Origin of the sequence: Sphingomonas parapaucimobilis NBRC 15100, from assembly GCF_000787715.1 — a bacterium.
GTDB classification, from domain to species: domain Bacteria; phylum Pseudomonadota; class Alphaproteobacteria; order Sphingomonadales; family Sphingomonadaceae; genus Sphingomonas; species Sphingomonas parapaucimobilis.
The window spans coordinates 96,504-122,246 of sequence record NZ_BBPI01000076.1 but is presented as its reverse complement, the minus strand read 5'-3'; the positions used below and the strand labels follow the sequence as shown (position 1 = coordinate 122,246).

The 25,743-nt window shown below is 69.4% G+C and carries 14 protein-coding genes and 1 CRISPR repeat array; of the genes, 3 read left to right on the top strand and 11 right to left on the bottom strand.

The features are described from left to right. Positions 1–3,445: a CRISPR direct-repeat array (repeat unit 29 nt; unit sequence GGGACCATCCCCGCGGGTGCGGGGGAACC). Between the two features lie 60 nt (positions 3,446–3,505). From cas2e to drmD, 11 genes are all read right to left on the bottom strand, one after another. Next, a complete protein-coding gene (cas2e, locus tag SP5_RS14850) occupies positions 3,506–3,832 on the bottom strand; it encodes a type I-E CRISPR-associated endoribonuclease Cas2e (protein WP_042490184.1) in 327 nt (108 codons plus the stop codon). Continuing rightward, entirely contained in the window at positions 3,832–4,752 is a 921-nt protein-coding gene (gene cas1e, locus SP5_RS14845) for a type I-E CRISPR-associated endonuclease Cas1e (protein ID WP_042490182.1), read from the bottom strand. The genes cas2e and cas1e overlap by 1 nt, the downstream gene beginning before the upstream one ends. Continuing rightward, positions 4,752–5,519 (bottom strand): type I-E CRISPR-associated protein Cas6/Cse3/CasE, encoded by a 768-nt coding sequence (locus tag SP5_RS14840; RefSeq protein WP_042490179.1) that lies wholly within the window; start codon positions 5,517–5,519, stop codon positions 4,752–4,754. Before SP5_RS14840 ends, cas1e begins: the two co-directional genes overlap by 1 nt. Continuing rightward, a complete protein-coding gene (gene cas5e, locus SP5_RS14835) occupies positions 5,516–6,250 on the bottom strand; it encodes a type I-E CRISPR-associated protein Cas5/CasD (RefSeq protein WP_042490178.1) in 735 nt (244 codons plus the stop codon). The genes SP5_RS14840 and cas5e overlap by 4 nt, the downstream gene beginning before the upstream one ends. Continuing rightward, the gene (gene cas7e / locus SP5_RS14830; protein ID WP_042490177.1) at positions 6,247–7,470 is read right to left on the bottom strand and encodes a type I-E CRISPR-associated protein Cas7/Cse4/CasC; all 1,224 of its coding nucleotides are present in this window, start codon (positions 7,468–7,470) and stop codon (positions 6,247–6,249) included. Before cas7e ends, cas5e begins: the two co-directional genes overlap by 4 nt. Then, positions 7,467–8,057 (bottom strand): type I-E CRISPR-associated protein Cse2/CasB, encoded by a 591-nt coding sequence (gene casB / locus SP5_RS18855; protein WP_217995704.1) that lies wholly within the window; start codon positions 8,055–8,057, stop codon positions 7,467–7,469. Before casB ends, cas7e begins: the two co-directional genes overlap by 4 nt. Further along, entirely contained in the window at positions 8,047–9,546 is a 1,500-nt protein-coding gene (gene casA, locus SP5_RS14820; RefSeq protein ID WP_042490173.1) for a type I-E CRISPR-associated protein Cse1/CasA, read from the bottom strand. The genes casB and casA overlap by 11 nt, the downstream gene beginning before the upstream one ends. Before the next feature lie 127 nt (positions 9,547–9,673). Next, positions 9,674–11,536: a DUF1998 domain-containing protein gene (gene drmB / locus SP5_RS14815; protein WP_042490170.1), complete on the bottom strand. Its 1,863-nt coding sequence runs from the start codon at positions 11,534–11,536 to the stop codon at positions 9,674–9,676. Continuing rightward, positions 11,533–14,973 carry a DISARM system helicase DrmA gene (gene drmA / locus SP5_RS14810; RefSeq protein ID WP_084220711.1) on the bottom strand — a complete coding sequence of 1,147 codons (3,441 nt, stop codon included), beginning with the start codon at positions 14,971–14,973 and terminating at the stop codon, positions 11,533–11,535. Before drmA ends, drmB begins: the two co-directional genes overlap by 4 nt. Continuing rightward, entirely contained in the window at positions 14,970–18,896 is a 3,927-nt protein-coding gene (locus SP5_RS14805) for an Eco57I restriction-modification methylase domain-containing protein (protein WP_245613509.1), read from the bottom strand. Before SP5_RS14805 ends, drmA begins: the two co-directional genes overlap by 4 nt. Beyond that, positions 18,893–22,090: a DISARM system SNF2-like helicase DrmD gene (gene drmD / locus SP5_RS14800; RefSeq protein WP_042490166.1), complete on the bottom strand. Its 3,198-nt coding sequence runs from the start codon at positions 22,088–22,090 to the stop codon at positions 18,893–18,895. Before drmD ends, SP5_RS14805 begins: the two co-directional genes overlap by 4 nt. Before the next feature lie 113 nt (positions 22,091–22,203). Between drmD and cas3 the strand changes: the two genes are divergently transcribed. The 3 genes from cas3 (at position 22,204) to SP5_RS19310 (ending at position 25,721) form a co-directional block, all read left to right on the top strand. Then, the gene (gene cas3, locus SP5_RS14795; RefSeq protein WP_167334723.1) at positions 22,204–24,774 is read left to right on the top strand and encodes a CRISPR-associated helicase Cas3'; all 2,571 of its coding nucleotides are present in this window, start codon (positions 22,204–22,206) and stop codon (positions 24,772–24,774) included. Positions 24,775–24,945: 171 nt separating this feature from the next. After that, positions 24,946–25,470 (top strand): hypothetical protein, encoded by a 525-nt coding sequence (locus tag SP5_RS14790; protein ID WP_157013752.1) that lies wholly within the window; start codon positions 24,946–24,948, stop codon positions 25,468–25,470. Beyond that, positions 25,413–25,721, top strand: a complete 309-nt coding sequence (locus SP5_RS19310) for a hypothetical protein (RefSeq protein ID WP_157013751.1) — start codon at positions 25,413–25,415, stop codon at positions 25,719–25,721. The genes SP5_RS14790 and SP5_RS19310 overlap by 58 nt, the downstream gene beginning before the upstream one ends. Positions 25,722–25,743 lie beyond the last annotated feature (22 nt).

The following is a 25,743-nucleotide window of genomic DNA, read 5'->3' as shown; positions in this document are numbered from 1 at the left end:
GGGACCATCCCCGCGGGTGCGGGGGAACCCCCAATATCCGAATGGTATGTCAGCCACGGGCGGGACCATCCCCGCGGGTGCGGGGGAACCGGGTCATGCGCCGCGCTCCAGCTTCCGACCGAGGGACCATCCCCGCGGGTGCGGGGGAACCTCGCCCGCCGCCAGGACGCCCGGCGTCAGCGCGGGACCATCCCCGCGGGTGCGGGGGAACCGGCGCGGTCCCAGTAGCCGACCCAGTAGGCCAGGGACCATCCCCGCGGGTGCGGGGGAACCTGGCGGGCGGCGTCGAAGTACACGATCCACCCGGGACCATCCCCGCGGGTGCGGGGGAACCGTCTATAAGCCCGACGTCCACAAGATCAAGCGGGGACCATCCCCGCGGGTGCGGGGGAACCGAGCATCCGAACAAGCCGGGCCTGCCGGCATCGGGACCATCCCCGCGGGTGCGGGGGAACCGCAAGTTCAACAAAGAAGCCATCACCAAGGCGGGGACCATCCCCGCGGGTGCGGGGGAACCCCCCTGCTCGCCAAGGAGGGCCTGCTCGATTTGGGACCATCCCCGCGGGTGCGGGGGAACCTGCCGAGGCCCGACTGGCTCAGCTCCTGATATGGGACCATCCCCGCGGGTGCGGGGGAACCGACCTGATCTATCGGCACGGGGGTCATGACAAGGGACCATCCCCGCGGGTGCGGGGGAACCGCGCCGGGCGTCGGGATCGTGACGGTCAGCTGGGGACCATCCCCGCGGGTGCGGGGGAACCTTGAACGACTCCAGCGCCTCGCGCAGGGTGAAGGGACCATCCCCGCGGGTGCGGGGGAACCGCACGAAGCAAGAAGAATAGCACGCATGTTTGGGGACCATCCCCGCGGGTGCGGGGGAACCCGCCGCCCGGACCAAATTAAGGAATGACGGCGGGGACCATCCCCGCGGGTGCGGGGGAACCTGTGTTGCTTTGGGCTTGGTTTCGCACGCATCGGGACCATCCCCGCGGGTGCGGGGGAACCCACCGTCACCTCCCCCGCCTGCAGGGGGCGCTGGGACCATCCCCGCGGGTGCGGGGGAACCTTCGACGGCACCCGCCCGCCGGGGCCTATCGAAGGACCATCCCCGCGGGTGCGGGGGAACCACTGGTGGTTTTGTGCTGCGCGAAGTCGGCGTGGGACCATCCCCGCGGGTGCGGGGGAACCCGCAAGGTCGCCGCCGCGTCTCGGTCGATTTCGGGACCATCCCCGCGGGTGCGGGGGAACCGTCAGCGTCGGCTTGATCGACGCGGCGAAAAGGGGACCATCCCCGCGGGTGCGGGGGAACCACGAGATCAGGGAGCCGGTGCCGGATGATGCTGGGACCATCCCCGCGGGTGCGGGGGAACCGGGATCGAAAGGAGCGTTGGATCGTGGAAGCGGGGACCATCCCCGCGGGTGCGGGGGAACCCTGCACGGCGTCGCGGGCGAGGCGGCGGCATGGGGACCATCCCCGCGGGTGCGGGGGAACCCGAAAAAGTTCCGCGCCCTTGAGCGCGCCGACGGGACCATCCCCGCGGGTGCGAGGGAACCATACCCGCCTCGTTCAGCAGGTTCGCGCGGCTGGGACCATCCCCGCGGGTGCGGGGGAACCAGCTAAATGCCACCATCATCATCGGCGGCGCTGGGACCATCCCCGCGGGTGCGGGGGAACCAATTGCCCAGCGAACGCTGTTCGTTCGTCAGCGGGACCATCCCCGCGGGTGCGGGGGAACCGTCTCACGTCCGCGATGGGCATTTCCGGCGAAGGGACCATCCCCGCGGGTGCGGGGGAACCTCCACCGAATATCGGTGGCCGGATCAGCAGCGGGGACCATCCCCGCGGGTGCGGGGGAACCGAACGCGGCCTGCGCGAATTTCTCGCGCATGAGGGACCATCCCCGCGGGTGCGGGGGAACCGTCATGGTCTGGGGCATCACCGAGCCGGATCAGGGACCATCCCCGCGGGTGCGGGGGAACCTACGAAGCGCTCCAGATAGAGGGCTTCCCGACGGGACCATCCCCGCGGGTGCGGGGGAACCCACATGGAGAGCGCGGATCGTCGCCGCGAATGGGGACCATCCCCGCGGGTGCGGGGGAACCGCGGGCGCCATGAAGGCTACCGGCCGCCTGAAGGGACCATCCCCGCGGGTGCGGGGGAACCAGATCACGTCCGACCTGGCGGCGGAGGTGGACCGGACCATCCCCGCGGGTGCGGGGGAACCACGTCCTGGATGACCTCCGCCAGCGTGCCACGGGGACCATCCCCGCGGGTGCGGGGGAACCAGCGACCCGAGCGCCGTCCCGAATTCCTTCAAGGGACCATCCCCGCGGGTGCGGGGGAACCAGATTGAAGAGCTGAAGCTGGACCTGAAGGACGGGACCATCCCCGCGGGTGCGGGGGAACCGAGATGAAGTCTCCAGCGGTGCGGCCTTGGGCGGGACCATCCCCGCGGGTGCGGGGGAACCATAATAGGTCATCTCCCACCCGCCCAGGCACTGGGACCATCCCCGCGGGTGCGGGGGAACCGGTAGCTTCAAGCGGGGCTTCAGCGTCAACGGGGGACCATCCCCGCGGGTGCGGGGGAACCATTTGCCGAAGACCCGCGCACGCATCTTGGCGCGGACCATCCCCGCGGGTGCGGGGGAACCATTGCTGGCGGTTCCGGCATTCGCACAAGATAGGGACCATCCCCGCGGGTGCGGGGGAACCGTTCGGGCGGCTATCCGTTCGACAAGCTGGCGGGGACCATCCCCGCGGGTGCGGGGGAACCCCACCCCAACCGCCGCCGTTCTGACCGCCGTTGGGACCATCCCCGCGGGTGCGGGGGAACCGGCTGTGGCCCCGAACCCGCCTTGCCAGGGGGGGGACCATCCCCGCGGGTGCGGGGGAACCCCCGCATTGCCTTGACAACGGCGTGTTATTAGGGGACCATCCCCGCGGGTGCGGGGGAACCTCGCCGCGTGGCGCTGCCAGATCGGTGGAGTGGGGACCATCCCCGCGGGTGCGGGGGAACCTGCGAGCGGGCTGCGCCACCATCCAAAGGGACGGGACCATCCCCGCGGGTGCGGGGGAACCCTGCCACGCCGCTGGGGCGGGCCGTGGGATCTGGGACCATCCCCGCGGGTGCGGGGGAACCTCGACATCCTCTTGCATCGCCCCCGACGACCGGGGACCATCCCCGCGGGTGCGGGGGAACCTCGGCAGCGCCGTTAACGATCAAGCCCAGGTCGGGACCATCCCCGCGGGTGCGGGGGAACCCGCCATGGCGATCGCGGTGGACGCGCGAATCTGGGACCATCCCCGCGGGTGCGGGGGAACCACCAACTTGCGGGCTGACGTGTTGCCTGGCGTGGGACCATCCCCGCGGGTGCGGGGGAACCGCCAAAAATGCTGTTCATCATTTCGGCAACGTGGGACCATCCCCGCGGGTGCGGGGGAACCTCTGCCTGGCAGATCGCTGATTTCGTTCACAATGTCAAAGACCTCCTGTCGTGCGAACGGTTATGGCGTCGGCTTGACAGGGATGCGGGAGGACAGAGCGCGGCGCACCAGGAGGACGCCTTCATGCGACACCACGTCCTTGGGCGGCTCGCCCAGGGTCAGCAGCCCCAGGCCCCCGGCGGCGGCGGATTCGGCCCAGCACATCACGATGCTGCTGCGGCGCAGGCGGGTGTGCCATTCCTCGACGACGGTCCATATACGGGTGCGCACGCCCGCGCTCATGCGTGGCTGGGCATAGACGCCGGGGGCCAGTTCCAGCATCGCGGAACCCAGGAAGCCGCGATAGCGATCCTCGACGTCGCGGGTGATGACCATGGTCAGCGGCATCAGGCCTCCACCGGCGACGGCGTGCCGCCACCCGGTGCCACGCCTGCATCCTCTCCGCCACCGGGCATCAAGAGCGTCTTGATCCGGTCGATCATGCCGGGGATCACGCTGCGCTGTCGAAAGAGCAGGGCGGCGCGCTTGCGGACCAGCCGCTCGATGGGCGCGGCGCCCCTTGCGCGCGCCTCGCGCACCGCGCCGAAGGCGATGTCGAGCAGTACGTCGTGGCGATACAGGTCGGCGATGTCGAGGACGAAGCTCTGGCCCGAATCCTCGTGCACGAAGCCCAGTTGCGGGATCGCGCCGGTGGCGGCCACCGCGACGCTGGCGGCGGCGGTCATCGCCGATCCGGCATGGTTGATCGCCTGGTTGGCGAGGTCGCCCGCCTCGGGATTCTCGCGGTCATAGCGACGGCCGTTCCAGCCTATGCCATGGCGCTCGGCGGCGAGCACATAGGCGCGCTTGATCCGCGCACCCTCCTGGCCCCGCAGCACGGCGATATCGCGGGTGCGCACGATCTCGCCGAAACGCATCGCATACATGGCGCGCGCGACCTCCATCCGCTGCTTGGGATCGGACCAGCGCCGCACCTGCGCACGCGCCAGCGCCGAACTGTCGGGCATCAGCGGCGGCGCGGTATAGAAACGCACCGCCCCATCGCCGATCGCGGCCAGCGCACAGCCGTGCCGCGCCAGCAGCCGCAGCGCGTCATGGGTGACGCTGGACCCCGGCCCCAGCAGCACGATCGAGATCGAATGATAGGGGATCTGATAATCGCCTGCCTCCAGCGGCCCGCCGCCCGCCGTGACGAAGCGCAGGCAGCCATCCTCCACCTCCAGCCGTCCGCGCTCCAGCCAGACCAGCCCATGCCGGTCGGAATGGGGGATGCGCGCCTTTTCCAGGCCCAGGCGGCCGGAAAGCATTACCCGGCGCGTCCCGGCGGGGACAGCAGCAGCATCCCGAAGCCGAAGGCGGCATGACGCCCGACGCCACCCGATAGCAGCTTGGCAAAGCCCTGCGGGTCGGTAACGGTCAGCGTGCCGGTCATCACCGCGTCCGGCCCCTCGACACTATGGGTTCGCGCGCCTTTCGCGGCATGGGTGCTGCGCCGGGTACGCGAGCGCTGGAACATGCGCAGCGTGGCGTCGTCGAGCGTCGCGGCGCCCTCCAGCCGCCTGGCCAGCCATGCGGTATAGACGGTCTCGCGATCGACCGTCCGGGTGTCGCCGCCCTCGGCCGCCACGCGCTCACAGGCGCGGACATAGGCGTCGATCTCGCCCGCGCGGCCTTGCCAGGCATCGGGACGGTCGGCGCGGGCGGCGCGGACCGACTTGCCGAAGCGCACGACGGGGCGGACGCGCACGTCAAAGCCATAGCGGGCGCCCTCCCGCCAGGTCTCCGGCATGGCCTGGCTCTGCGGCATGCCGAACAGATCGGCCAGCAGACCCTCGGTCGGCGGCAGTGCGGCGGCTTCCTCCAACGCGGCGGGATCGCCGACATAGCCGAGCAGATGGGGGCCGCGCGCATGATCGGGCAGGTAGCGGAAGGGGCGGGGGGCGGCATCGCCGAACCGGGCGGCAAGCGCGGCGTGAAGCGCGTAGCCCGCATCGTCGTCGCTCAAGCGCCGCTCGGCCGCGAAGATGGCGAGGTCGCACGGGGCGATGCCGATCCGAACGAGGTGCAGGCTCATGCCGCCGCCTTCGGCCAGGCGATACGGCCATGGATCACACGGCGAAGTCCCGCATGGACGCCCGCTGGCCAGTGGCGCTCGTCGGTCAGTTCGTCCTCGCGCGTGCCGGTCGCGGCGGCGTCGCCGGTCGGCTCGCCAAAAGGCCATTGCGCGCGCAGGGTTTCCTGACGAGCGGGCGGCTCACGCAGCGTCGCCAGTCCCGCGACCAGCGCGTCGGGGATGGTCGCCGCCTCGATCACACCGAGCAGCAGCGGACGGGAGGGCAGGAACGGCTTGCGCCCGATGAACAGCGGCCGCTCGGGCCGGTCGAGCGCGGCGGCGAGCGTGTCGATATCGGGGCCGTCCCCCTCCGCCAGCCGACAGGCGACCAGCACGCGCGCATCGGCGTCCATGTCGCGATAGCGGATATGCGGCGATTTATAGGTGTCCGCGCCGCCCGCGCGCCCTTCGACCCGGCCATGGGTGGTCCAGCCGCGGTCATTCGCCTCCAGCTTGGCGGTCTGGAACTCGCGCTGGCGCTGCCCCTCGGCGATGCGGAGCGATCCCATCGTCAGCCGTGCCTGCAAGGCGGCGTGACGGGCGGCTTCATAGCGTTCCCAGCCCAGCGCATTGCCGAACAGCCCCGCCACCATCGACTTGGCGGGAAAGTCGCGTACGACGCCGTACGCATCGACCAGATCGCCGCCGAAACTCATCAGCGGCGCGTCGAGGTCCAGCAGCATATGCCTCATGCGGCGGGCATCCGCGCATCGCGGACCAGCGCGCCCGCCCAGTCCGCCAGCTCGCGCAGGCTGCCGTCGGCCACGCCGTCCAGCTTGAGCTGGGGCAGGGCGGCATGGCGGCGCGCCTCGCCGGTCTCATAGACCGCGTCCATCTCGCCCAGATGGGTGCGGAGCTTCGCGGCGGCGCGGGTTCCGAGTGTCTCGTTGGAGCCACGATCGACCAGCGCCACGGCGTCGCGGAACGCATTGGCCAGGGTGCGCGGCTGGCGGTCGCCCGCCTCGACCAGCACCAGCTCGGCGCGGCTATAGGGCGCGGTCGAGCCCTTCTTGACGCCCGGCGATACCTCGGCGATCAGGTGGACCAGATGCTCGACGACCTGCGCCGCCAGCGCGCGGTCATGGTCGCCGGTCCAGTCGGCGCGGTCGCAGCCGGTCAGGTTCGACACCAGCAGCGGCACGTCGACCACGACATAGCCATAATAGAGGCCCGAGGTCAGTTCGGTGTCGAACACGCCCGCCGCGCCCGCATCGTCACCCTGTTCGCGGTCGCGCAGATCGTCGACGACGGTGAAGTAGTCGAGTTCGGCCTGTTCCTCATGCACGGTGAAGGCATGGGCGACATGGATCGCGGCATCGCGATTGGCGCGCGTGTCGCTGGTCACCATGCGACCGAACAAAGCGGCCTCCAGCGAGGCGGCCAACAGGTTCTGGTCGCGAAGCTGGTTTAGGTTGTTCTTTTGTTCCTTGATCCAGACTTCGGCGGCGGCCTTTACGCCTGCAGCACTGGCGCTTTCTGCCAGAAGACGCTCTGCTTCCTCACGCATCCAGTCGATCTCAGGCCGTCCGAAAAGCAGAGCCTGACGCTGCTGTTTGTCACCCGCATTCTTGCCGTAGAATTTGGTGATGAAGGCATTTTCGACCGCATCGACCATGTCCTTGTCGAAGCGGGTGCGCAGCGGCCCCGTCACCTCACGCTCGATCGCGATCTTTGAGCGGACTCCCTCAATTCCATTCTGCTTCGCGAGCATTTGGATGGCGTGACGGTCGTCGGCCACACGCCAATGCCGCTTCAGGCATTGCGACGAAATGCGCGTGCGGATGGCGTCTCCGAAGGGCAGGCGCTTGGCGAGGCCCGCATCGTCGCGGTTCAGCAGTGCGCCGGGCCAAGCGGCCAGGAAATGGATCTGGATGAACTTCGGCGTTGCGCCCTGCGTGGTGCCAGTCGTCACTTGACGTCCCCTTTGTCGGCCGCTTCGGCCGCGTAATAATCCTTGGCGATTTGGATACGGGCTTCTTCGGCCTGTTTCTGATCGGTACCGAGAAGGTGGTAGAGCATCCAAAGATCGACCGGTTGCTTGCCCTTTTGTGCGATGACGCGTGTCGCCCGGTACACCTGATCGTAAAGAGCCTCTCCACGTGTCGATAGCAGCCGCAGCAGACGATTTTCGGAATAGTCCGCTTCGTTGAGAACTGCGCCAAGCCGCCGACGTGAGGCGTGGGCCGTCAGCTTGCCTGTGCCGGACAGTATGGCAGCGATATGCGCAATCATGCGCCAGCGTTGAAAATCATGCCGTTGAACATGCGGCGGGATTTTGGCTTCGGTGAGCAACTTTATCACTGCACCGTCTACCGTCCGTTCTCGCTTTAGGTTCATGCGGCGCAAAAGCGCGCGGTCACCCGATGACATGGACGGAGGTAGGCCTCTTCGATCGCGATCCAGCGAACCGAATTGCTTACCAATTGCAGTCATCCAGTCCTTGGTATTTTCGGAAGTGTCGATCGGCGGGCCATCGGCTTCATTATCTTCACTCGCCATGCTGCACATCCTTCATCCATTTCCCCATCTGACCATCGAGAAAAGAGCGCGCGCGGGCGATGGCGCGGATGCGTCGGACCTCGGTGCGCGGGGCGGCTTGGGCGGCGGTGTCAAACACCTCGCTGGCGATGCCGCGAAGTCGGGTCCGCCAGAGCAGCCGGTGATTGTTCTCATCCCCCGCCGCTTCCGCCCAGAAGGGCGGGTCGAAGAACTCGGCATCCACTGTTCTGTTGAACTGTTCGAGCCAGCGCTCGGTCTTCTTCTTGGCGGCGTCATCGTCGAGCCGCGCCTTTTCGGGGCCGCCCTGCACCAGCGAGATCAGCGCACGGCCGAGCCGCCTGCTGGCTTCATATGCGTCCTCGGCACGTTTTTCGGCCACCGCCCCGACCCGGTCGAGCGGTTCTTCGTCATAGGCGCTGATCTTGTCCCAGCGGCTGACCGGAACGCTGCGGCGGTGCAGCCCCTCGGTCTTGCCCTGTCCGCGCACCAGCGCCGCCGCGACGATCGACAGGCCTGTGCGGTCGTCGGCGTCATGCGGTTCCGACAGCAGCGGGCGGACGATCTTCTTCGGGTCGAGCAGGTTGGCCATCTGGCGATAGCCGAACCCCGCGCCCGTCGGCGTATGGCTGGACGAACCGTCGGCCTTGATCGGCGCCCAGGGATCGCCGGTCATCCCCTTCAGTTCGGCTGCGGCGACCCGCGCGCATTTCGATCCTGCCGCCCGCGCCGTGATGGCGCCGTCACCCGCTCGCTCCAGCCGCACCCGGCGGCAAATCTCGACATAGAGTTCGTCGAGGTCGCCATAATTGAGCGACACGGTGCCGTCCCACGGCACGGTCCAGAGCAGCGGAATGCCGCCACGCCGTTCGGGGCGGGTGCGGGCATGTTCGACCAGCCGCAGCACATCGCGCCGGAACCCCGCCGCCGCGCCGCCGCCGGGCCGCACGCCCAGGCTCATGCGGCTGGCGAATCCCCCATTCATCCGCGACACGCCATAATTCCCCGCGCCCAGAAACCCCTCGGTCGTCTGCAGCGTCACCAGCGCGAACAGCCAGTCCTGCTCGCTCGCGCCGACCATGCGCTCCTGCTTCACATCGTGATTCTTCGCGGTGACGAGCATGTCGAGCGCATCTGGCGTCGCCAGCCGGTTCTTATAGGCCGCCCGGTCGGTTGCCGCGACGGTGGGCGGTTGCAACAGCGCTGGCTTAGACCAGTCGTCGACGACCAACTCCCACGCCTCGCCATTCGGCCATTCCGGCGTCAGGCCGATCAGCAGGTCGCGCCATGCCGCTTCGCCATCGGGCAGCGTGTCCAGCCCGGCGCGGATCAGCGCCAGCGCGGCGACCTGTACGGTAAAGCTGTGCCAGGGTTCGCGCTGATGCGGGCGTAGTGCCGGAAAACTCCATGCTTTCCCACGCGCCAATGCTGCAAATGCCGCGAACAGGCTGCCACGATGATCGCGGTTCTCGTCGTCGCGCCATTCGATCATGCGTCCACCCCCTGTTTGGCAAATAGACTTGGTTTCTTCGCCATCGTCAATCCGGGATGGGCAAATGGGTCCGAATATTTTCGCACCGTTTCCGAAGATCATATCCGATCTGGATATTGCGGGTCCGCTACGCCTCGAACAACCCCGTCCCACCCGCCGACAGCGTCTGCGCAGTCAGCGCCCGGTCTAGATAGAGATTGCGCGCCTCGCAACTCGTCTCGGCGACTAGCAGGCAGCTGTGGCAGGCCGCGCCGCTCAGCGCGCGCTCGTCGGTATGGGCGTCGGGGTCATGCTCGGCGCAGATGGGGTCGCCGGAGCATAAGGCCAGCCGGTCCAGTGCCCGCTCGGCGATCGCGCCCAGCCGGGGCAGGACGGCGACCAACCCGCCCAGCGTCCCCTGCGTGCCGGTCGAGGCGGTGTAGATCAGCAGGCCGAACCGCTCGCCCTCATCATCGACGACGGCATAGAGCCGCTCCTTGAGCGCGGTCGCCGGATAGCCGCAGTCGAGCGCGATCTCGTTCATCAGGGCGTGGGAAAAACCGTGAATGGCATAATAGGTCACACGCGGCCATTGCAGCCGCGCGCCATAGAATTGCCCGGCGCGCCACCTATCCCATCCGCGATAAAGGATCTCGCCGCGCCGCTGCACCGCCGGGCGGGACAGCCAGTCGCGAATGACCTGCGGGTCGAAGCGCAGGAAGATGCCTTCGCCGCGATGCTCGACCGCGGGCAGCCATTCCAGCTCGGTGGCGAGCGCGGCGCCCTCGACCGCCAGATACAGCTCCTCCAGATCGCCATCGGTCGCGGTCGGGGCCGCCTCGAACCGGGTGAAGCCATAGAGGCAGGCGACCTCGCGCAGCCGGTGTACCGCCACGACGGAGTCGATGGGGGCGAGCCGGGGGCGTTCGCCGTCCCATTCGGCGCGGGTCAGGGTACGGGCGTGGAGCCGGGCATCGGGCGCGTCGATGCCGATCTGCGGCTGGCCGGAGGCGAGCAGATCGAACTCGGCGACCTTGGGGGCCTTGGCGAGCGACTGGTTGCCCGACAGGCGCAACTGGCCGATGCGGGTGACGATATCGGCGTCGCTCCACCCGGCCAGCGCGGCGCGAAGCGCGGGGTTGGAGCGGCGCGCGTTCGCCATCTCCGTCTCGCATGTCACCCAGTCGATCGCGTCCATATGGTCCTCGACCAGCCGCGACAGCTCGTCCTCCGCGGCGGGCAGCGAGATGACGGTCAGCACCTGCGGGAAATAGGCGTTGGTCGCGGTGCGGGTGAGGAAGCGCAGCTTCTCGCTGCATGCGCCGGGTTCGGGCGTGCGCAGCCAGGGGCGCTGTCCCCGGCATCCGCCGAGCTGCCCGTTCGCCTGCGCATCGCGCAGCGACAGCGCCGCGCCGCAGCCGCAGACCACGCGGGTCGAGGCGGGATCGCCCGAGGTGCCGCGCTCCTCCAGCCAGAGTGGCTGGACGCAACGCCCCTCCATGCCGATATGGACCACCTGTGCCCAGTTGATGTCCTGCAAATGCCCCTTGCGACACCCCGCGACGAAGCGGATCGGCGTCACGGTCACGCGGCGGCCGTCCTCATTGACCAGCATATTGCGTCCGCGCGGGTCCAGGTCGCGCCAACGGACCAGGCGACGGCGGCGGACTTCGCCGACCTCCTCGGCTTCGCTCGAAACGAACCAGGCGGGGAAGATGCGTGCCTCGACACCGGGCGGCTCGTTCGCCGTACTCGCGCCGTCGGCATCGGCGGGCGGCGTGCGCAGGGTCAGCCGTGCATCGTCGGCCAGCCGCCCGCTCGCGCGCATCAATGTCTCCAGCACCGCCGTCGCGCGCGGTTCGTGGATCGGTTGCCAGCTGCCGCGCTCGCGCATGTGCCACAGGTCGAGCCCGCCGATGACGACCGAGCGGGTGGGCAGTTCGACCATCGCGCCGGGGCCGAAGGCGGTGATGAGCTGCGACTGGCGCAGCGTGATCGGCTTGGTCGTCATGCCATGTCTCCCGCGCCGCCGACCCGTTCGCCATCGGGGCCGCGCGGCTTGATCCTGACGCCCGGTTCGACGTCGCGCATGCTCCATCCGGCCTGGAAGCGGCGATGCTCGGCGGACAGCTGCTCCAGCGCCGGGTCGAGCGGCGGATGCAGCAGCCGGTGCGGCCGGTCGCCATAGGTGAAGCGGCCCCCGGCGGCGGTCTGTTCGGCGGCGATATCGGTCCAGTCGTCGAGCAACGCTTCGATCTGCGCGGCCAGCGTCGCGCGCACCTCCGATGGTGCCCGCTCGACCAGATGCCGGACCACCGCCGCGCGGGTTCCGGGCAGGGTGGCCAGCGCATCGACCGCGCTGGCGGGGGTGAGCGCGGGGTCGAGATGCCGGGCGATCGCGACCACGATCGCGGCCAGCGTGCGGTCCAGCGCACGCGGCGACCAGGGGGTGACGCTGGTCGCCTCGACCGCGCGGTAGAAGGTGTCGTGGAAATGGCCGAACTGCTCGAAATGCATCCGATCGCGCGGGCGGTGGACGTTGAGCACCACGACGACCAGGCCGGGGCGCGCCGGATTGCGGCCGACGCGGCTGGTCGCCTGGATATATTCGGCGGCCGTCTTGGGCTGTCCCTGCACCAGCATCAGGCCCAGCCGGTCGATGTCCAGCCCGACCGAGATCATGTTGGTGGCCAGCGCCACGTCCACGGGCTGGTCTTCCGCGCTGTCGAAACTGGCCTCCAGCCGTCGCTTGGCCGCTGCGACCTGATCGGTCGACACGCGCGAGGTCAGCTCGACCGGCTCGCCCAGCATGCGGTCGGCAAAGGGGCGGTCGGGGGGCTCCAGCCGTCGCCGCTGTGCGCCGTAACTGGCGAGCCGTGCGGCCACCTCGTCCTCGACGATCCGCCGCGCGCCGCCCAGTTCGCGCAGCGCGTTGAAATAGCAGAGCGCGGTGCGATAGGCGTCGGCTTCGTCGCCATCCTCGGCCATGGCCTGCGCCGCACCCAGCAGCGTCACCAGCGCCTGGAGGAAGACCAGCTTCGGCCCGCGCCCGGCCGCCGCCAACCCGACATACCAGCGCGCCGGATCGGCCTCGCTCTCGGGCCTGGTCAGCGCGAAGAAGCTGTCGCGCCGGTCGAGGCCCGGTGGTGGGAAGATACATGTCCGCTCGCGGTCGAACAGCGCGCGGATCTGGTCGCTCGCCCGGCGGACGGTGGCGGTGGAGGCGACGATCTTGGGCCGCACCCGCTGTCCGGCGATCTCGCGCGTGGCGAGCCGGTCGATCGCAGCCTCGTACAGCCCGGCGACGGTGCCGAGCGGGCCGGAGATCAGGTGCAACTCGTCCTGCACCACCAGATCGGGCGGATCGAGCCGGTGGCCGCCATCCAGCGCACGGCCCTCACCCGGCTCGGCCGCGCCGTAAAAGCCGGTTTCGTCGGCGCGGTCGACATGACCGAAGAACGCGCCTGCTTGCCCGTTCCAGGGCAAAGCGGCGAACTTGTCGATCGTCGCGATCAGGAAAGCGGGCAGGCGGCGGTAAATGGCCTCGTCCACCGTCACCACCGGCAGCGCACGGTCGCCGGTGAAGGGGCAGGTGTCGCCGACGCAGCGCAGTTCGAGGTTGGTCGGCGCATCGGCATTGGGGACGCAGCCGAAACTTTTCGGTGTGAAGGCGGTGCCGCACCACGGACAGGCCTTGATGGGGGCGGGCGCGCGGCTATCGCGGCCACTGGTATAGGCACGCACCCGCTTGACGGCGGTTCCCTCGGTCCGGTCGCCCTTGCCGCCCAGCTTGTTGGGGCTGGCGTCGGAGCCGACCCACAGCCCGATCTCGATCGGCCAGTCGCCCAGGCGCGGACGGCCTGCCGCGTCGCGATAGTCGGGGCCGTCGCGCAGCAGCTCCAGCGCACAGACCAGCCCGGCGGCGCGGCCCAGCTGGTCCAGCGTCAGCAGCCGCAAAGTATAGCGCATGATGACCGACACACCCGCGCCCAGCAGCCCGCTCGCCCCCAGCCGCCGCAGCGCGATGGTGAAGGCGGCAAGGCCCAGATAGGCCTCGGTCTTGCCGCCGCCGGTCGGGAAGAACAGCAGGTCGGCCATGTCGCGGTCGGGGTGGCACTTGTCGGCCATGCCCGACAGGTTGAGCAGGATGAAGGCGAGCTGGAACGGTCGCCACGCCGGTGTCGTGTCAGTCGGGCGGCGCGCGCGGGTGGCGTCGGCGACCGCACGGTTGGCGATCTCGAAGGCGAGGCGGACCTGCGCATCCTCGGCCAGCAGCGCGATCCCGGCGGCGATGCGCTCGCGCGCTTCGTCCTGTGCGGCGATCAACGTGGCGGCGGTGCGGGCGCGCTGGCTGGCGCTGGCCAGATCGGGCGCGGTGGCGGCCGCTCGCTGGCCGTCCGCCCATTGCTGATAGCCCGTAACCAGCGGGGTGAGCGCGGCCTGCAACGCCGGTCCGTCCTCGCGCGCCAATGCCGCCAGCGCGTCCATGCCGAAGACGACGTTCGGCACCGCCGCCGCCACGGTCCGCTCGACGGCGGCGCGGGGCAGGTGCGTGGTGTGGACGCAGCGGACGCAGCCGTCCTCGTCCGCGACATGCGCCGCCGCGCATCCCAGACCGGCGGCATAGGCCGCGCTGTCGCGGTAATGCAGATCGGCCAGCTGGTCGTCCCAGTCCTCGCGCGCGATGCGCGACAAATCGTGTTGCGCGACGAATCCGGCTTCGCAACGCAGCGACAGCCGGACCTGAAAGGCATAGGCGAGATCGCGGTAACGCGAGGCCGGTTCGAGCCGCTTGTTGACCAGGAAGACGGTGACGACCTGCACCATGCGCTGCGACCCATCGGCCAGATGCAGCGCAAAGGGCCGCGCGCGGATCGCCAGTTCCAGCGCGCCGCCCGGCCGTGCGGTGGCGGCGGTGCCGGGCAGGGGGTGATGCGCCACCCCTTCATCCTCGCGCGGTGTGGTCAGGATGACGCGATGCTCGCGCGCCACCCGCCGCCAGCCGATGGGCGTATGGCCGGGCTCGCCGCCGCTCTCCAGCATGTCGGGCGGCAGCGGCGGCTCGGGCACATAATCGCCCCAGTCGAGCGCGACCTCCAGTGCCCGGACCCGGGGATCGACCATGGTCGACAGCCCGATTGAACTGGGCAGGAAGCGTCGCCGCGCGGCCGGGGCCTCGGGTTCGTCATGATCCCCGGCGGCGCCGCCTGCGCCGAACGCCTCGACATCTGATAGCAGGCCGTCGACCTCGTCCCATTCGGCGTCGGCGGCAGGTTCCTGGGTTAGCTCGCCCGATGGCGCGATGAAGCCTGCCAGATACCAGCGCGAGGGGTTCTCCCCCGCCGGAAGCCGCTCGGCGAGCAGGTCATGATCGTCCGCTTCACTGGGACCGATCAGGTTGCGGCGCAGCCGCCGCACCATCTCCGCGCGTACTCCGTCCGCGTTCACAGCATCCGCTCCATCCTGACCCGTTCCTCGTTGAGCTTGAGCAGGCGCGCCAGCACCGCGTCGCGGAACGGCGCGGGCCAGAAGAGGCGGCCCTGATAACGGTGATCGTCCTCGCTCTCGGCATCGAGGAAGACCGGCGCGGCCTCGGCGGCGAGATCGTCCCAGCCGTAAGCGGCGAGAACCGCCCGATCCATGGCGTGGTGCAGGTCGCGTAGCGTCGCGATATCGGCCTGCGTGTCGGTCGCGCGGTGGAAGCGGTTATAGGTCGGCGTCATCCCCTGATCGCGCGCGATCATCAGCGCGGCACGGTGGTCATGATAGGCCTGCCCCGCCGCTTCGAGGGCGGGGGATTCGGCGTAACCGGGGGGCAGGGGGAAGGTCTCGAAACAGTCCGAGGGGGTGTAGCGGAGACGGTCTTCCAGGGTGGAGGCGAAGAAGCGCGTCCAGACCTCGTGGACGCGCGATTGCAGCGTCGCGAAGGCAGAATGGGAGTCCATTGCAAAATTGACCAGCGTCAGGGCCAAAACCTGATTGCTGGGCACAAAGGCGAAAGCGTGATGTGGCGAAACCTGAGGGCGAACGATCACGTTCTGCAGGGATGAAATCGATTGATAGAGCTGGGGTGCTTTTTCGGCGAACTGCCACCATTTGCGTCTGCGTAGCTCACGATTGTCGCGGTCACGTTCAGGTTTGACCAGTCGTTCGACAATTGTCAGCAGGTGTGGCCAATCCGCGGCCACCCGGTGAGGATAGTCGTACGCCACCAAGCCCGAACGCAGTTGCTCGACCCGCTCTCGATCCGAAAGGGAGGTCCAGCTCTTCGTGTTGTCGATCCGTCTAAGTGGCATGTCGCCGAAATCGATCGTGTACCTATTGTGAGATATGACGGGTGAGTTGTTGACCTCTTCGCCACCCAGATAAGGTCTGATGCGATCGGCATTGTCGGGATTCGCCGAAATAAGTTCTTTCATATCGTCGATCGAACTGGCTTTCCCCTTGCGGTGGTTGGCGTCGTCGAATGTGAACCCCATGCCCAGGAGGAACGATCCAATAAACGCCTTCCCCGCATTTTCCCGCAAGGCCGCTGGCGAGCCGTCGAGGTCTCCCTCCATCAGATAGGCCGAGATGCGCCGCACCGGCCGGTCATCCAGCACCGGCGTTTCGACCGACACACCCTTCGCCACGAAAACCTGCGCGACGACGACCGCCGCTTCGCCTTCCCAGCGATAACGGCTGACCGCGCGGAAGATGGTGCCGCCCTCGGCCAGTATCCGCGCCAGCCCGGTCTCGCGCGTGTCGCCCTGTCGGATCGTGTTCGTCGCGATCAGCCCGAACGCGCCGCCCCGCCGCAGCAACCCGTAAGCGCGGCGAAAGAAGTGCGCGGCCAGGTCGGCATTGCCGTGCGCGCCGGGGTGGAGCGTCTTCAGCCAGTCGGGATAGGCCGCCGCATGACCCGCCGCGATGGTGTTCTTGCCCGCAAAGGGCGGGTTGCCGACGATGGCGTCGAAACCGGGATCGGGACGGTTGAAGACATCCTCGAACTCCAGTTCCCAGTGAAATGGCGTGACGTCGATCGGCGGGCGGCGCAATTCGTCGCGACAGGCTTGCAGCCGTGCCCAGTTCGCCGGGCTGGGGGACAGCACGCATTGCTGTACCTCGGCCAGTCGCACGGTGCGTTCGCGTGCCTTGGCGCCGGTGAAATAGGACCAGAGGATGCCGTCCGCGACCAGCTGTGCGCGCTCCAGCGCCAGCGTCGCGGCGCGGTGGCGTTGCTCCTGCACGGCATAGGGCGCGATCTCCGCCTCGACGCGCATCAGGCGGCGCAGCTGGGCGGCGGCGTCGATGCCTTCGCGCACGATCGCCTCGACAAAGCCCTGCTGCCCCGACACCTTGTCCCAGGTGACGGCGATGATGTTGGGATTGGGCAGCCCGACCAGGCTGTCGCCGCAGCGAAGCACCGCGTCGAGAAAGGTGAACTCATGCGCGCTCGCCAGCGTCTCCAGCCAGAGCGACAGCTTGGCAAGGTCGATGGCCAGCGGATTGCGGTCGACGCCGCGCAGGCAGTGCTGCGCCACCAGCCTTTTGGCGTGGAGCAGGTCGTCCTCGTCGGCGGGGATTGTCGGGCGTCGGTCGGGCCAGCGCGCCCAGGCGGTGACCAGCCGCTCGCCAAGCTGGCGGCACGCCTCGACCAGGAACGCGCCCGATCCGGCGGCGGGGTCGCAGACCTTCAGGTCGAGCACCTGGCCCGGCCCCGCATCCGGGCCGATCCGCGCGAAGGCGGGGGCGAGCGCATGGGCCACGATCGGGCGTGTCAGGCTGGCCGGAGTATAATGGCTGCCGGTACGCCGCCGCTCGTCGGTCGGTTGCAGGATCGGGGTGCCCGCCGCCACCGGTCCACGCGGGGCGGCGCGGGCGTCCGCCACGGGCGCGAGCGCGGCGGCCAGCGCAGTGGCGTCGCCCGCCTCCCGCAGGCTCCGCGACACGGCGGCGGGCCAGGCGGCACGGCCGGTCCAGAGCTTCAGGGTGCGTTCGCGCTCCGATGGCCTGGCCGCGGCCAGCGCCTCCAGATCGACCCAGACCGGCACCCTGTTGCCCTTGCCCGCGCGCACCGCCAGCATCAGGCTGGGCGCACATTGGACGGTGAAGCCCATCACCGCCTCATAGACCGATCCGATCTGCTCGACGCTGAGCGCGCGATATGCAACCCGCTCGCCCTTCAGCATCAACAGGCTGTCGAGCACGCGCAGGATATAGCCGTCGCCGACCGGCAGCACCTGTTCGGGCGCATCGGGTGTGTCGCGACCCAGCAGGAAGGGAAAGGCCGCCTCGCGGAACAACTGCCCGCCGCGCGCCTGCATGAAGCCGGACGGGTGACCGCGATCGACCAGCCGGAACAGCGCGAGCAACCGGCCCCAGGCGCCGCGCCGCTCGTCCATCGTGTCGGGGTAGAGCGCAGCATCGTCGCGCAGCCGCAGGTGAAGCCCGCCCAGCGCATAGCCCTGTTCGTACAAGGCCGCCGCCATGCCGCCGGGCGCGGACGGCATCAGCCCGCGATCCTCGGCATAGAGGATGAAGACCAGCCGCAGTAGCACGGTCAGCAGCCCCTTGTAGAGCTGGTCCGGGTCACTGTTCGCCAGCGCCCGGATGCGCGGACCATCGGCGGCGTCCAGTCCGCGCAGCATTTCGTGCAGGCCCGCCAGCACCTGCCCGGCCAACCGGCTGGACACCTCCGCCTGCGCCGCGCGGCTTTCGGCGAGGATCGCAGGGAGCCGGTGCGAGGGTGGTCCGCTGAACAGGGCATGGGCGTCGAGCAGCAGCTTCAATCCGGCCAGCATCGGGCGGCCGGACACGTCGCCCAGGCGCGCGAGCGGCCAGCTGATATGGCCCGACGCCTCGCCGCGCGGTACGACGACCAGCCGCAGCACGGGTTCGGTGGCGGGGCCGTCCTTGCGACCCGTCTCGCATGCCCCGACGATCACCCCGGCCCCGACGCCGGTTTCGCGGAGCAGCCGCTCGAACCGCTGCTGCGCGGTCGCTTCCCAACCGGGCAGGGTGCCGCGTTTGTCGAGGATCAGCTCGGGCGTCTCGAACCGCACAAGCAGCTGGATCGTACCGTCGGGCGCGGGGATCGCGCCATGCGGTTCCAGCAGCGTGTCCTGCTCGGGAAAGGAGATGCGCAAGGCATCGGGAAGGGTTTCGCCCCGCAGCACCCGATTGGCGGGCCAGCCCAGGATGGTGTGGAAGAAGGACCAGGGATCGTCGGCGAACCCCGCCACCGCGCGGGTGACGGCTTCGCCGTCCGCCGGCCCCTGCGGGCTGGGCCACAGCCCGATCCGGGCGAGGGCGGCGGGCGCGACGACCAGACCGACCGGCTGGAGATAGCCGATCCAGTCATGCCGACCGCCGGGAATGGGGCCGCTCATGCCACGGGCCAGAGATAGACGAGGCCGATCGGCTCCAGCCGCGTGGCATGGATGCGCGCTCCGGCGCGCAGCCGTTCGGGTTCGCGCACCAGTTCGTCGTCCAGCCGGGTGGCGGCGCGGTCCCAGGATCGGCGGTCGGCGGCGCGCTGCCGCGCCTCCATGGGGTCGAGCAGGAGGGAGAGCTGGCCGTCATCCTGGCCGCGTTCGCGCAGGATGCGTGCGATACGCTGGCGCAGCAGCGTCTCCAGCCCCCGTGCCTCGGATTCGGCACGACGGGTCAGTTCGCCCGCGACTTTCTCGGCCCGTGCCGCCGCGCGTGCCTCCAGTACGGGGCGCAGCTCGGTCACGTCACGCATCGCATGGGCGGTCGCGTGGGCGGCGATGGCGGGTTCGGCGTCGCTCGCATGGCGCAGCGCCTCGATCAGTTCCTCCAGCACCCGCGCTTCGGCCTCGCGCCCCTCGGCCAGCGCACGAAGCTCGCCGGTGTCGCGCCAGTCGGCGGCGACGCTCAGCACCTCCTCATGCAGCCGCGCGGCCTGCTCGCCATAGAGTGCCAGTCGCCCGAGCAGGACGACGCGCGGGGAGGGCGTCGCGGCGGTGCGGATGACGCAGGCGCGCTCCAGCCCCTGTCGGAAGCCCGCCGACAGGAAGCGCCCGAGCAGGCGGCGGACCAGACGGTGCTCCAGATGCAGCTGCACCACATCGCCCGCATCGCGCCCGTCGGGCAAGATGGCGGGGGCGAAGCTGATCCGGCGGACATCGGCATCGGGGCTGGCCCGCCATTCGCCGGGGCGCTCGCCGGGACGAATGGGACGCGCGCGCAATTCGTCGAGCAAAGGCTGCCAGCTGGGATCACCCGCCAGCGTCGCCTGGTCGAGTGCGAAGACCGACGTCGCGCCGACCACCGTCGGGTGATCCCAGGCCCCGCCCGCGCGGGTGAGCGCGAGGCCGACCACCGACTGCAATTCGCCCGGATCGACGCCGACACGGGCGCGCGCCGTCTCCAGCGCCTTGCTCAGGTCGGCCTGTTCTCGCTTCAGGCGGGCCAGCCGTGCCTCGGCCCCGTCGTCCAGATCGCGCACCGCCGCGCGGACGCGTTCATCGGCTTCCTCGTCGTCGATCCGCGCGGCGAGATCGCGCGCGGCGGCGCGGTCGATGCCGCCGCCCAGCCGGTCGGCGATCCGCGCGCCCAGCACTTGCCCCGCCGAGCCGAGCTGGCGGCGGATCAGCTCGGTCTTGCGGACCAGCGCGTCGAGGACCACGTCCTCGGGCCGCTGGGCATAGACGAAATAGCGGCAGGTGACGGTCGGGCTGGGTTGCAGCTTGCGGTCGATCCGCCCGTTGCGCTGCTCCAGCCGCGACGGGTTCCAGGGCAGGTCGACATGGATCAGATCATGGCATTGCGTTTGAAGATTGATCCCCTCGCGCGCGGCATCGGTGCAGATCAGGATGCGCAAGGGATCGGCGGGATCGTTGAACGCGCGCTTGATCGCCTCGCGCCGTTCGGTCGAGGTGATGCCGGTGAAGCTGTCGATCCGCCGCGCCTCGTATGCATCCTCGGGGTCGAGCAGCACCGCGAGCTGGCGCTGGAGCCAGCGGCGCGTGTCCTCATATTCGGTGAACAGGATCAGCCACCGTTCACGCCAATTGCCTCCTGCGTCGAGCAGGTTCGTGCGCGCCCAGTCGAGAATCCACTCGACCCGCGCATCGGGCCGGGTGCGGGCGGCGTCCGCTACGGCCAGCATCGCGGTGGCGACGCGGCGTTCCTCCGCCAGCTGATCGCGCGAAGCCCCCGCCGCGCCGGTCGCGGCCTGTCGTTCGGCCTCCGCCTCGACCGCGCGGTCGAGCAGGGCCAGCGCGGCCTCTTCATCCTCCGCCCGATCAGGCGCTTCGACTTCGACAGGAGCCACCTCGCGCACGGTCCCGGCGATGGCGCGGTCCAACCCGGCGATATGGACGCGCAGGGTGCGGGCAAAGGCGGGGATGGAGGACAGCAGCCGCTGTTGCAGCCCGACCATCGCCAGCCGCGCCCGTGCCGCCTGCGTGCCCGCCAGCCCGCCGATCCGCCGCTCGCGCAACCGGCGATAGTCCGCCAGCATCGCCGCCAGTGTCAGTTCGGGGGCATCATCCGGCAGGCCATCCAGCGTGATCGGCTCGACGACCCGTTCGGGAAAGGCCTCGCCCAGCGCGCGCAGGTCGCTTTTCAGGCGGCGCACCATGACCGGCTCCAGATCGGCGGGACGGACGGTGACACCCCGCGTGAAACGTTGCGGGTCGAGCAGTTCGAGCAAGGTCGCAAAGCTGTTCGGGTGGCCGTTATGCGGCGTCGCCGACAGGAACAGGCGGTGCTCGAACCGGTCCGACAGGTCGCGCAGGGACCGGGTGAACTGGCTCTCGATCGCATAGCGGCCACCGCCTGCCGGGGCGGCGTGATGCGCCTCGTCCAGAATCAGCAGCGACCGGGCGCGAAAATCCTCCAGCACGTCGCGAAGCCCCGCGACATAGGCTTCCTCGCCCAGCAGCCGGTGCGACAGGATGAAGCGCGATCCCGCCGCCCAGGGGTTCGCACCGTATCCGCGCCGCCGCCGCAGTTCCTCCAGATGGCGAGCATCGACGATCTCGAAGCCCAGGCCGAACTTGCCCTGCAACTCGTCGCGCCACTGGCCGGTCATCGCAGGCGGCGCGATGACGACGGTGTAGTCGACCCGGCGGCGCAGCAGCAGCTCGCGCAGGACCAGCCCCGCCTCGACCGTCTTGCCCAGCCCGACATCGTCGGCGATCAGCAGGTTGACGCGCGGCAGGCGCAGGGCCTTGCGCAGCGGCAGGAGCTGATAGGGATCGAGCCGTATCCCTGCACGGAACGGGGCCTGGAACAGGTCGCGCTCGGCCGCGGTCGCGGTGCGCCAGCGAACCGTGCGCAGATAGGCCGAGAAGGTCGCGGCATCGCCGCCTTGCGTGCCCAGCGAGGCCCATGCTTCCTCGTCATGCAGCCGCGCATCGACCTCTGCGCTCCACAGCACCTGTGCATCCTCGCCGCTGGCATCGTCGTCGATACAGGCGAGCCGATGGCCAGACAGCGGCCCGTCCGGCTGCGCCTCGACCATCCACAGCCGTCCGCGCAGCGACACGAACTGGCCGACCCCCGGCCCGGTTGCGCGGGGCAATGACGTGGTAAAACCGGCCGTGTCGGACATAGGCTTTGTGAAATCCTCCCGCTCGTCAGGATGCGGGGCGGGGCACACATCGCCAATGACAGCAGGCCCCGAAACGGATGCACTATTCACGGGGGCAAGGATTGCGTCGGATCTTGCGGTCGCTAGTCTTCCGCGCGGGCGTGCGGCGCGTCGGGGAGAAGGCGATGAACGGTGCGGAGACTTGGGCGAAACTGGCCCGTCATGACGACGGCACGCTGGCCGCCATATTGCCGCTGCTCGATCACTGCCTCGACGTTGGCGCAGCTTTGGATGCAATTCTGCCCGTCTGGCGGCCAAGTCTGGAAGAAGCGGCGGGGCGACCGTTGACGGCGCAGGACGTCGCCCGGCTGATCGTGCTGGCGGCGCTGCACGATATGGGCAAGGCCAATCGCGGTTTTCAGGCGCGGATCGATCCCGCGGTCAGGCAGGTGGTCGGTCATACCGGCCCGGTCGCCGCCGTGTTGCGCCATTCGACATTGCGGCAGGGTCCGGCCGCCAGGGCGCTGATGGAGATCATTCAGGGCTGGGGCGCGGAGCAGCATCTCGCCGCCGTCATGGCGCATCACGGCAGGCCGCTCGCCGAATTCCACCGGGATGCGGGCAAGAATACCGATTGCTGGACCCGGCATGTCGGCCACTGGCAACCGCAGGGGAATGATGACCCCGCCATCGCGGTCGTCCGCCTGATCGACGCCCTGCGCGCCCGGTGGCCGCTCGCCTGGGAAGCGGGTCCGAAACTGCCCGATGCTCCGTGCTTCGTGGCGTTGTTCGCCGGGCTGGTGACGCTGGCCGACTGGTTGGGTTCGGATACGAAGCGCTTCCCCGTCGCGGAGCCGCATGGTGCAGACCGCGATGCATGGCGCGACGTACAGGCGCCAGAGGCGGCGGCGGCACGCGGCTTTACGCCGCTCGACACGCCGTCCGCCGGGTTCGAGGCGCTGTTCGGCAACACGCCCTATGTTTTCCAGACGGAGGCGGCCGCCGCCGATCTGGGGCCGGTCGCGCTGATCGAGGCGGAGACCGGATCGGGCAAGACCGAGGCGGCGCTATGGCGCTGGGTCGAGATGCGGCGGCGCGGCGAGGTCGATGGCCTGTTCTTCGCGTTGCCGACCCGCTCGGCGGCGGTGCAGCTTCATGCGCGGGTCAACATGGCGATCAAGACCCTCTGGGGCGAGGGGGCACCGCCCGCCGTGCTGGCGGTGCCCGGTTATCTGCAGGCAGGCGATGCGCAGGGACAGGCGCTGCCCGGCTATGAGGTCCGCTGGGACGGCGGTGAGCCGGGCGGCGCGGAGGACGCACGCTGGGCGGCGGAGCGGGCCAATCGCTTCCTCGCGGCGCGGGTGGCGGTCGGAACGATCGATCAGGCACTGCTCGCCGCGCTGCCGGTCAAGCACGCGCTGTTCCGCGCATCGGCCCTGGCGCGCAGCCTGCTGGTCGTGGACGAGGTTCATGCCTCGGACGCCTATATGACCGGTCTGCTCGAACGGTTGCTGGACCAGCATGTCGCGGTCGGGGGGCGGGCGCTGCTGCTGTCGGCGACGCTGGGCGCGGCGGCGCGGGCGCGATTGCTGAAGACGCCGGTCGCCTCGCTCGCCGAGGCGGAGGCTCTGCCCTATCCCGCGCTGTCGGGCATTGGATCATCGCCACGCCCGGCGATGGCGTCGGGCGCGGTGCAGAAGCATGTCCGTATCGAGACGGCGGGGCTGATCGCCGATCCCGATGCGATCGCCCGGTGCGCGGTGGCGGCGGCGCAGGGCGGGGCGGCGGTGCTGGTGGTGCGCAACAGCGTGGCCGGGGCGGTGGCCGTGGCGCAGGCGGTGGCCGCGCTCGCCCCCGATCTCGCCTTTCGGGTGGAGGGCGTGGCGACGCTGCATCATGGCCGCTTCGCCGCGACCGACCGGCGATTGCTCGACAGGGCGGTCGAGGATGCGTTCGGCAAGCGGCGCAGCGCCGGTGGCCGGATATTGGTCGGCACCCAGACGCTGGAACAGTCGCTGGATATCGATGCGGATTTCCTCATCACCGATCTGGCGCCGATGGACGTGCTGCTCCAGCGGATCGGGCGGCTGCATCGCCATGCCCGTGACGACCGGGGGGCGTTCGGGCAGGCGCGCGTGCTGGTCCTGCGACCCGAGGAGCGCGACCTGACCCCGTGGCTGGATGCGAGGCGGCGCGAGCGGCACGGGTTGGGCAATGTCTATCCGAACCTGCTGCATCTGGAGGCGACGCTGCGTCTGCTGGAAGAACGTCCCGATATCGCCATTCCTCGCGACAACCGCCTGCTGGTCGAACGCGCGCTGCACCCGCACGCGCTGGCGGTGATCCAGCAAGAGGGCGGGGCGGCGTGGATCAACCACGGCAACACGCTGGCGGGCGGTGTCGTCGCGGACGGCAGTCGTGCCAGCGCCGTGGCGCTGGACCTGTCGCGGCGTTTTGACGAGTTGGTCTTTCCCGATGACATGACGGACGTCACCACCCGGCTGGGCGCGCGTGACCTGCTGCTCGATCTGGACGCGCCCTTGTCCGGGCCGTTCGGAACCGAGATTACGCGGATCGCCCTGCCCGGCTGGATGGTCGGGAAGGCATCCCCCGGCGCGCCGGTCGAGCGGCTGGACGACCACCGCTTCCGCTTTGCCGGGCGGGACTATCTCTACGACCAATGGGGCCTGCGCCCGGAAGCCTAGACGGCAGGCGCATTCGAAAGATCGTCGCGCCAATCGGCGGCACCGTCGATGTCGTCATGCGCAAGCCGCCGGACCGGAAGCCCGGCACGCTGACCGCGACCGCTGGTTACGACTAGAATGACCGCTCGAACCGGTGCAATTTCGGCGGCTCGGCGCGGTATAGCTGACATAATGACGGCGACACCTTCGCGGTGCCAGGCTCGGTCAATTGCGACCAAGGAGAATCTCGCTCGCGCCGGTGTCGCCGTGTACGGTTACCTGACCGGCAGCCGGTTCACCACGACCGATGGCGCCGGGCAGGCCGTGCCGCAGAACCGCAATGCGACGATCAACGATCTGAAGACCGCCCGCCCGCTCACGTTCTTGGCGCATGGATATTTCCAGCAGACGCGCCAGCGGCTGGGCTTCACCGGCACGATGCAGTCCAGGCCGAGCGACAATTTCACGCTGACCGCCAACGCCATAGTGATCCGCGGCAATTACGAGAATTTCAGCGATTCCGAACATAGCTATGACGTGCGTGGATCGCAGCGGACCGCCGCGACGATCGGCAACGGCCTGATCGCCTGGGCGACCTTTGCCGCGACCAATTTCGGCCCGTCGGCGGAATGGTATTTCGCCGACGCCAGCTATCTGTCGTGCAACGCCTGCAATATCGTGCCCTATTCGAGTCCGGTCCGTCCCAGGCGCGGCTGAGCCACCATTACCACTCGGAATATTTCGATGACTTCGGGCGTCTCCAGTCGTCGAACTTCACCGATTCCCATCGGCAGCTCGACTTCTCGGCCTCGTACAACAGCAACGACCATTTCCGCGTGACGGCCCATGCATCGAACCTGCCGGACGAGACCTATGACCAGTATGGCAGCATGCCATCGGCCCGGGCAGCGATGCCGGGGCCTTTTGTCTTTGCGGTCCCGGTCCGTCGCGCCATAAGACCAAAGTGAAACCACGGAGCCGAGCGTGACC

Excerpts from the sequence above, each read along its gene's own strand:
- cas2e (WP_042490184.1), bottom strand. The coding sequence starts at position 3,832 with ATGCCGCTGACCATGGTCATCACCCGCGACGTCGAGGATCGCTATCGC.
- cas1e (WP_042490182.1), bottom strand. The coding sequence starts at position 4,752 with ATGCTTTCCGGCCGCCTGGGCCTGGAAAAGGCGCGCATCCCCCATTCC.
- SP5_RS14840 (WP_042490179.1), bottom strand. The coding sequence starts at position 5,519 with ATGAGCCTGCACCTCGTTCGGATCGGCATCGCCCCGTGCGACCTCGCC.
- cas5e (WP_042490178.1), bottom strand. The coding sequence starts at position 6,250 with ATGAGGCATATGCTGCTGGACCTCGACGCGCCGCTGATGAGTTTCGGC.
- casB (WP_217995704.1), bottom strand. The coding sequence starts at position 8,057 with ATGGCGAGTGAAGATAATGAAGCCGATGGCCCGCCGATCGACACTTCC.
- casA (WP_042490173.1), bottom strand. The coding sequence starts at position 9,546 with ATGATCGAATGGCGCGACGACGAGAACCGCGATCATCGTGGCAGCCTG.
- drmB (WP_042490170.1), bottom strand. The coding sequence starts at position 11,536 with ATGACGACCAAGCCGATCACGCTGCGCCAGTCGCAGCTCATCACCGCC.
- SP5_RS14805 (WP_245613509.1), bottom strand. The coding sequence starts at position 18,896 with ATGAGCGGCCCCATTCCCGGCGGTCGGCATGACTGGATCGGCTATCTC.
- drmD (WP_042490166.1), bottom strand. The coding sequence starts at position 22,090 with ATGTCCGACACGGCCGGTTTTACCACGTCATTGCCCCGCGCAACCGGG.
- SP5_RS14790 (WP_157013752.1), top strand. The coding sequence starts at position 24,946 with ATGACGGCGACACCTTCGCGGTGCCAGGCTCGGTCAATTGCGACCAAG.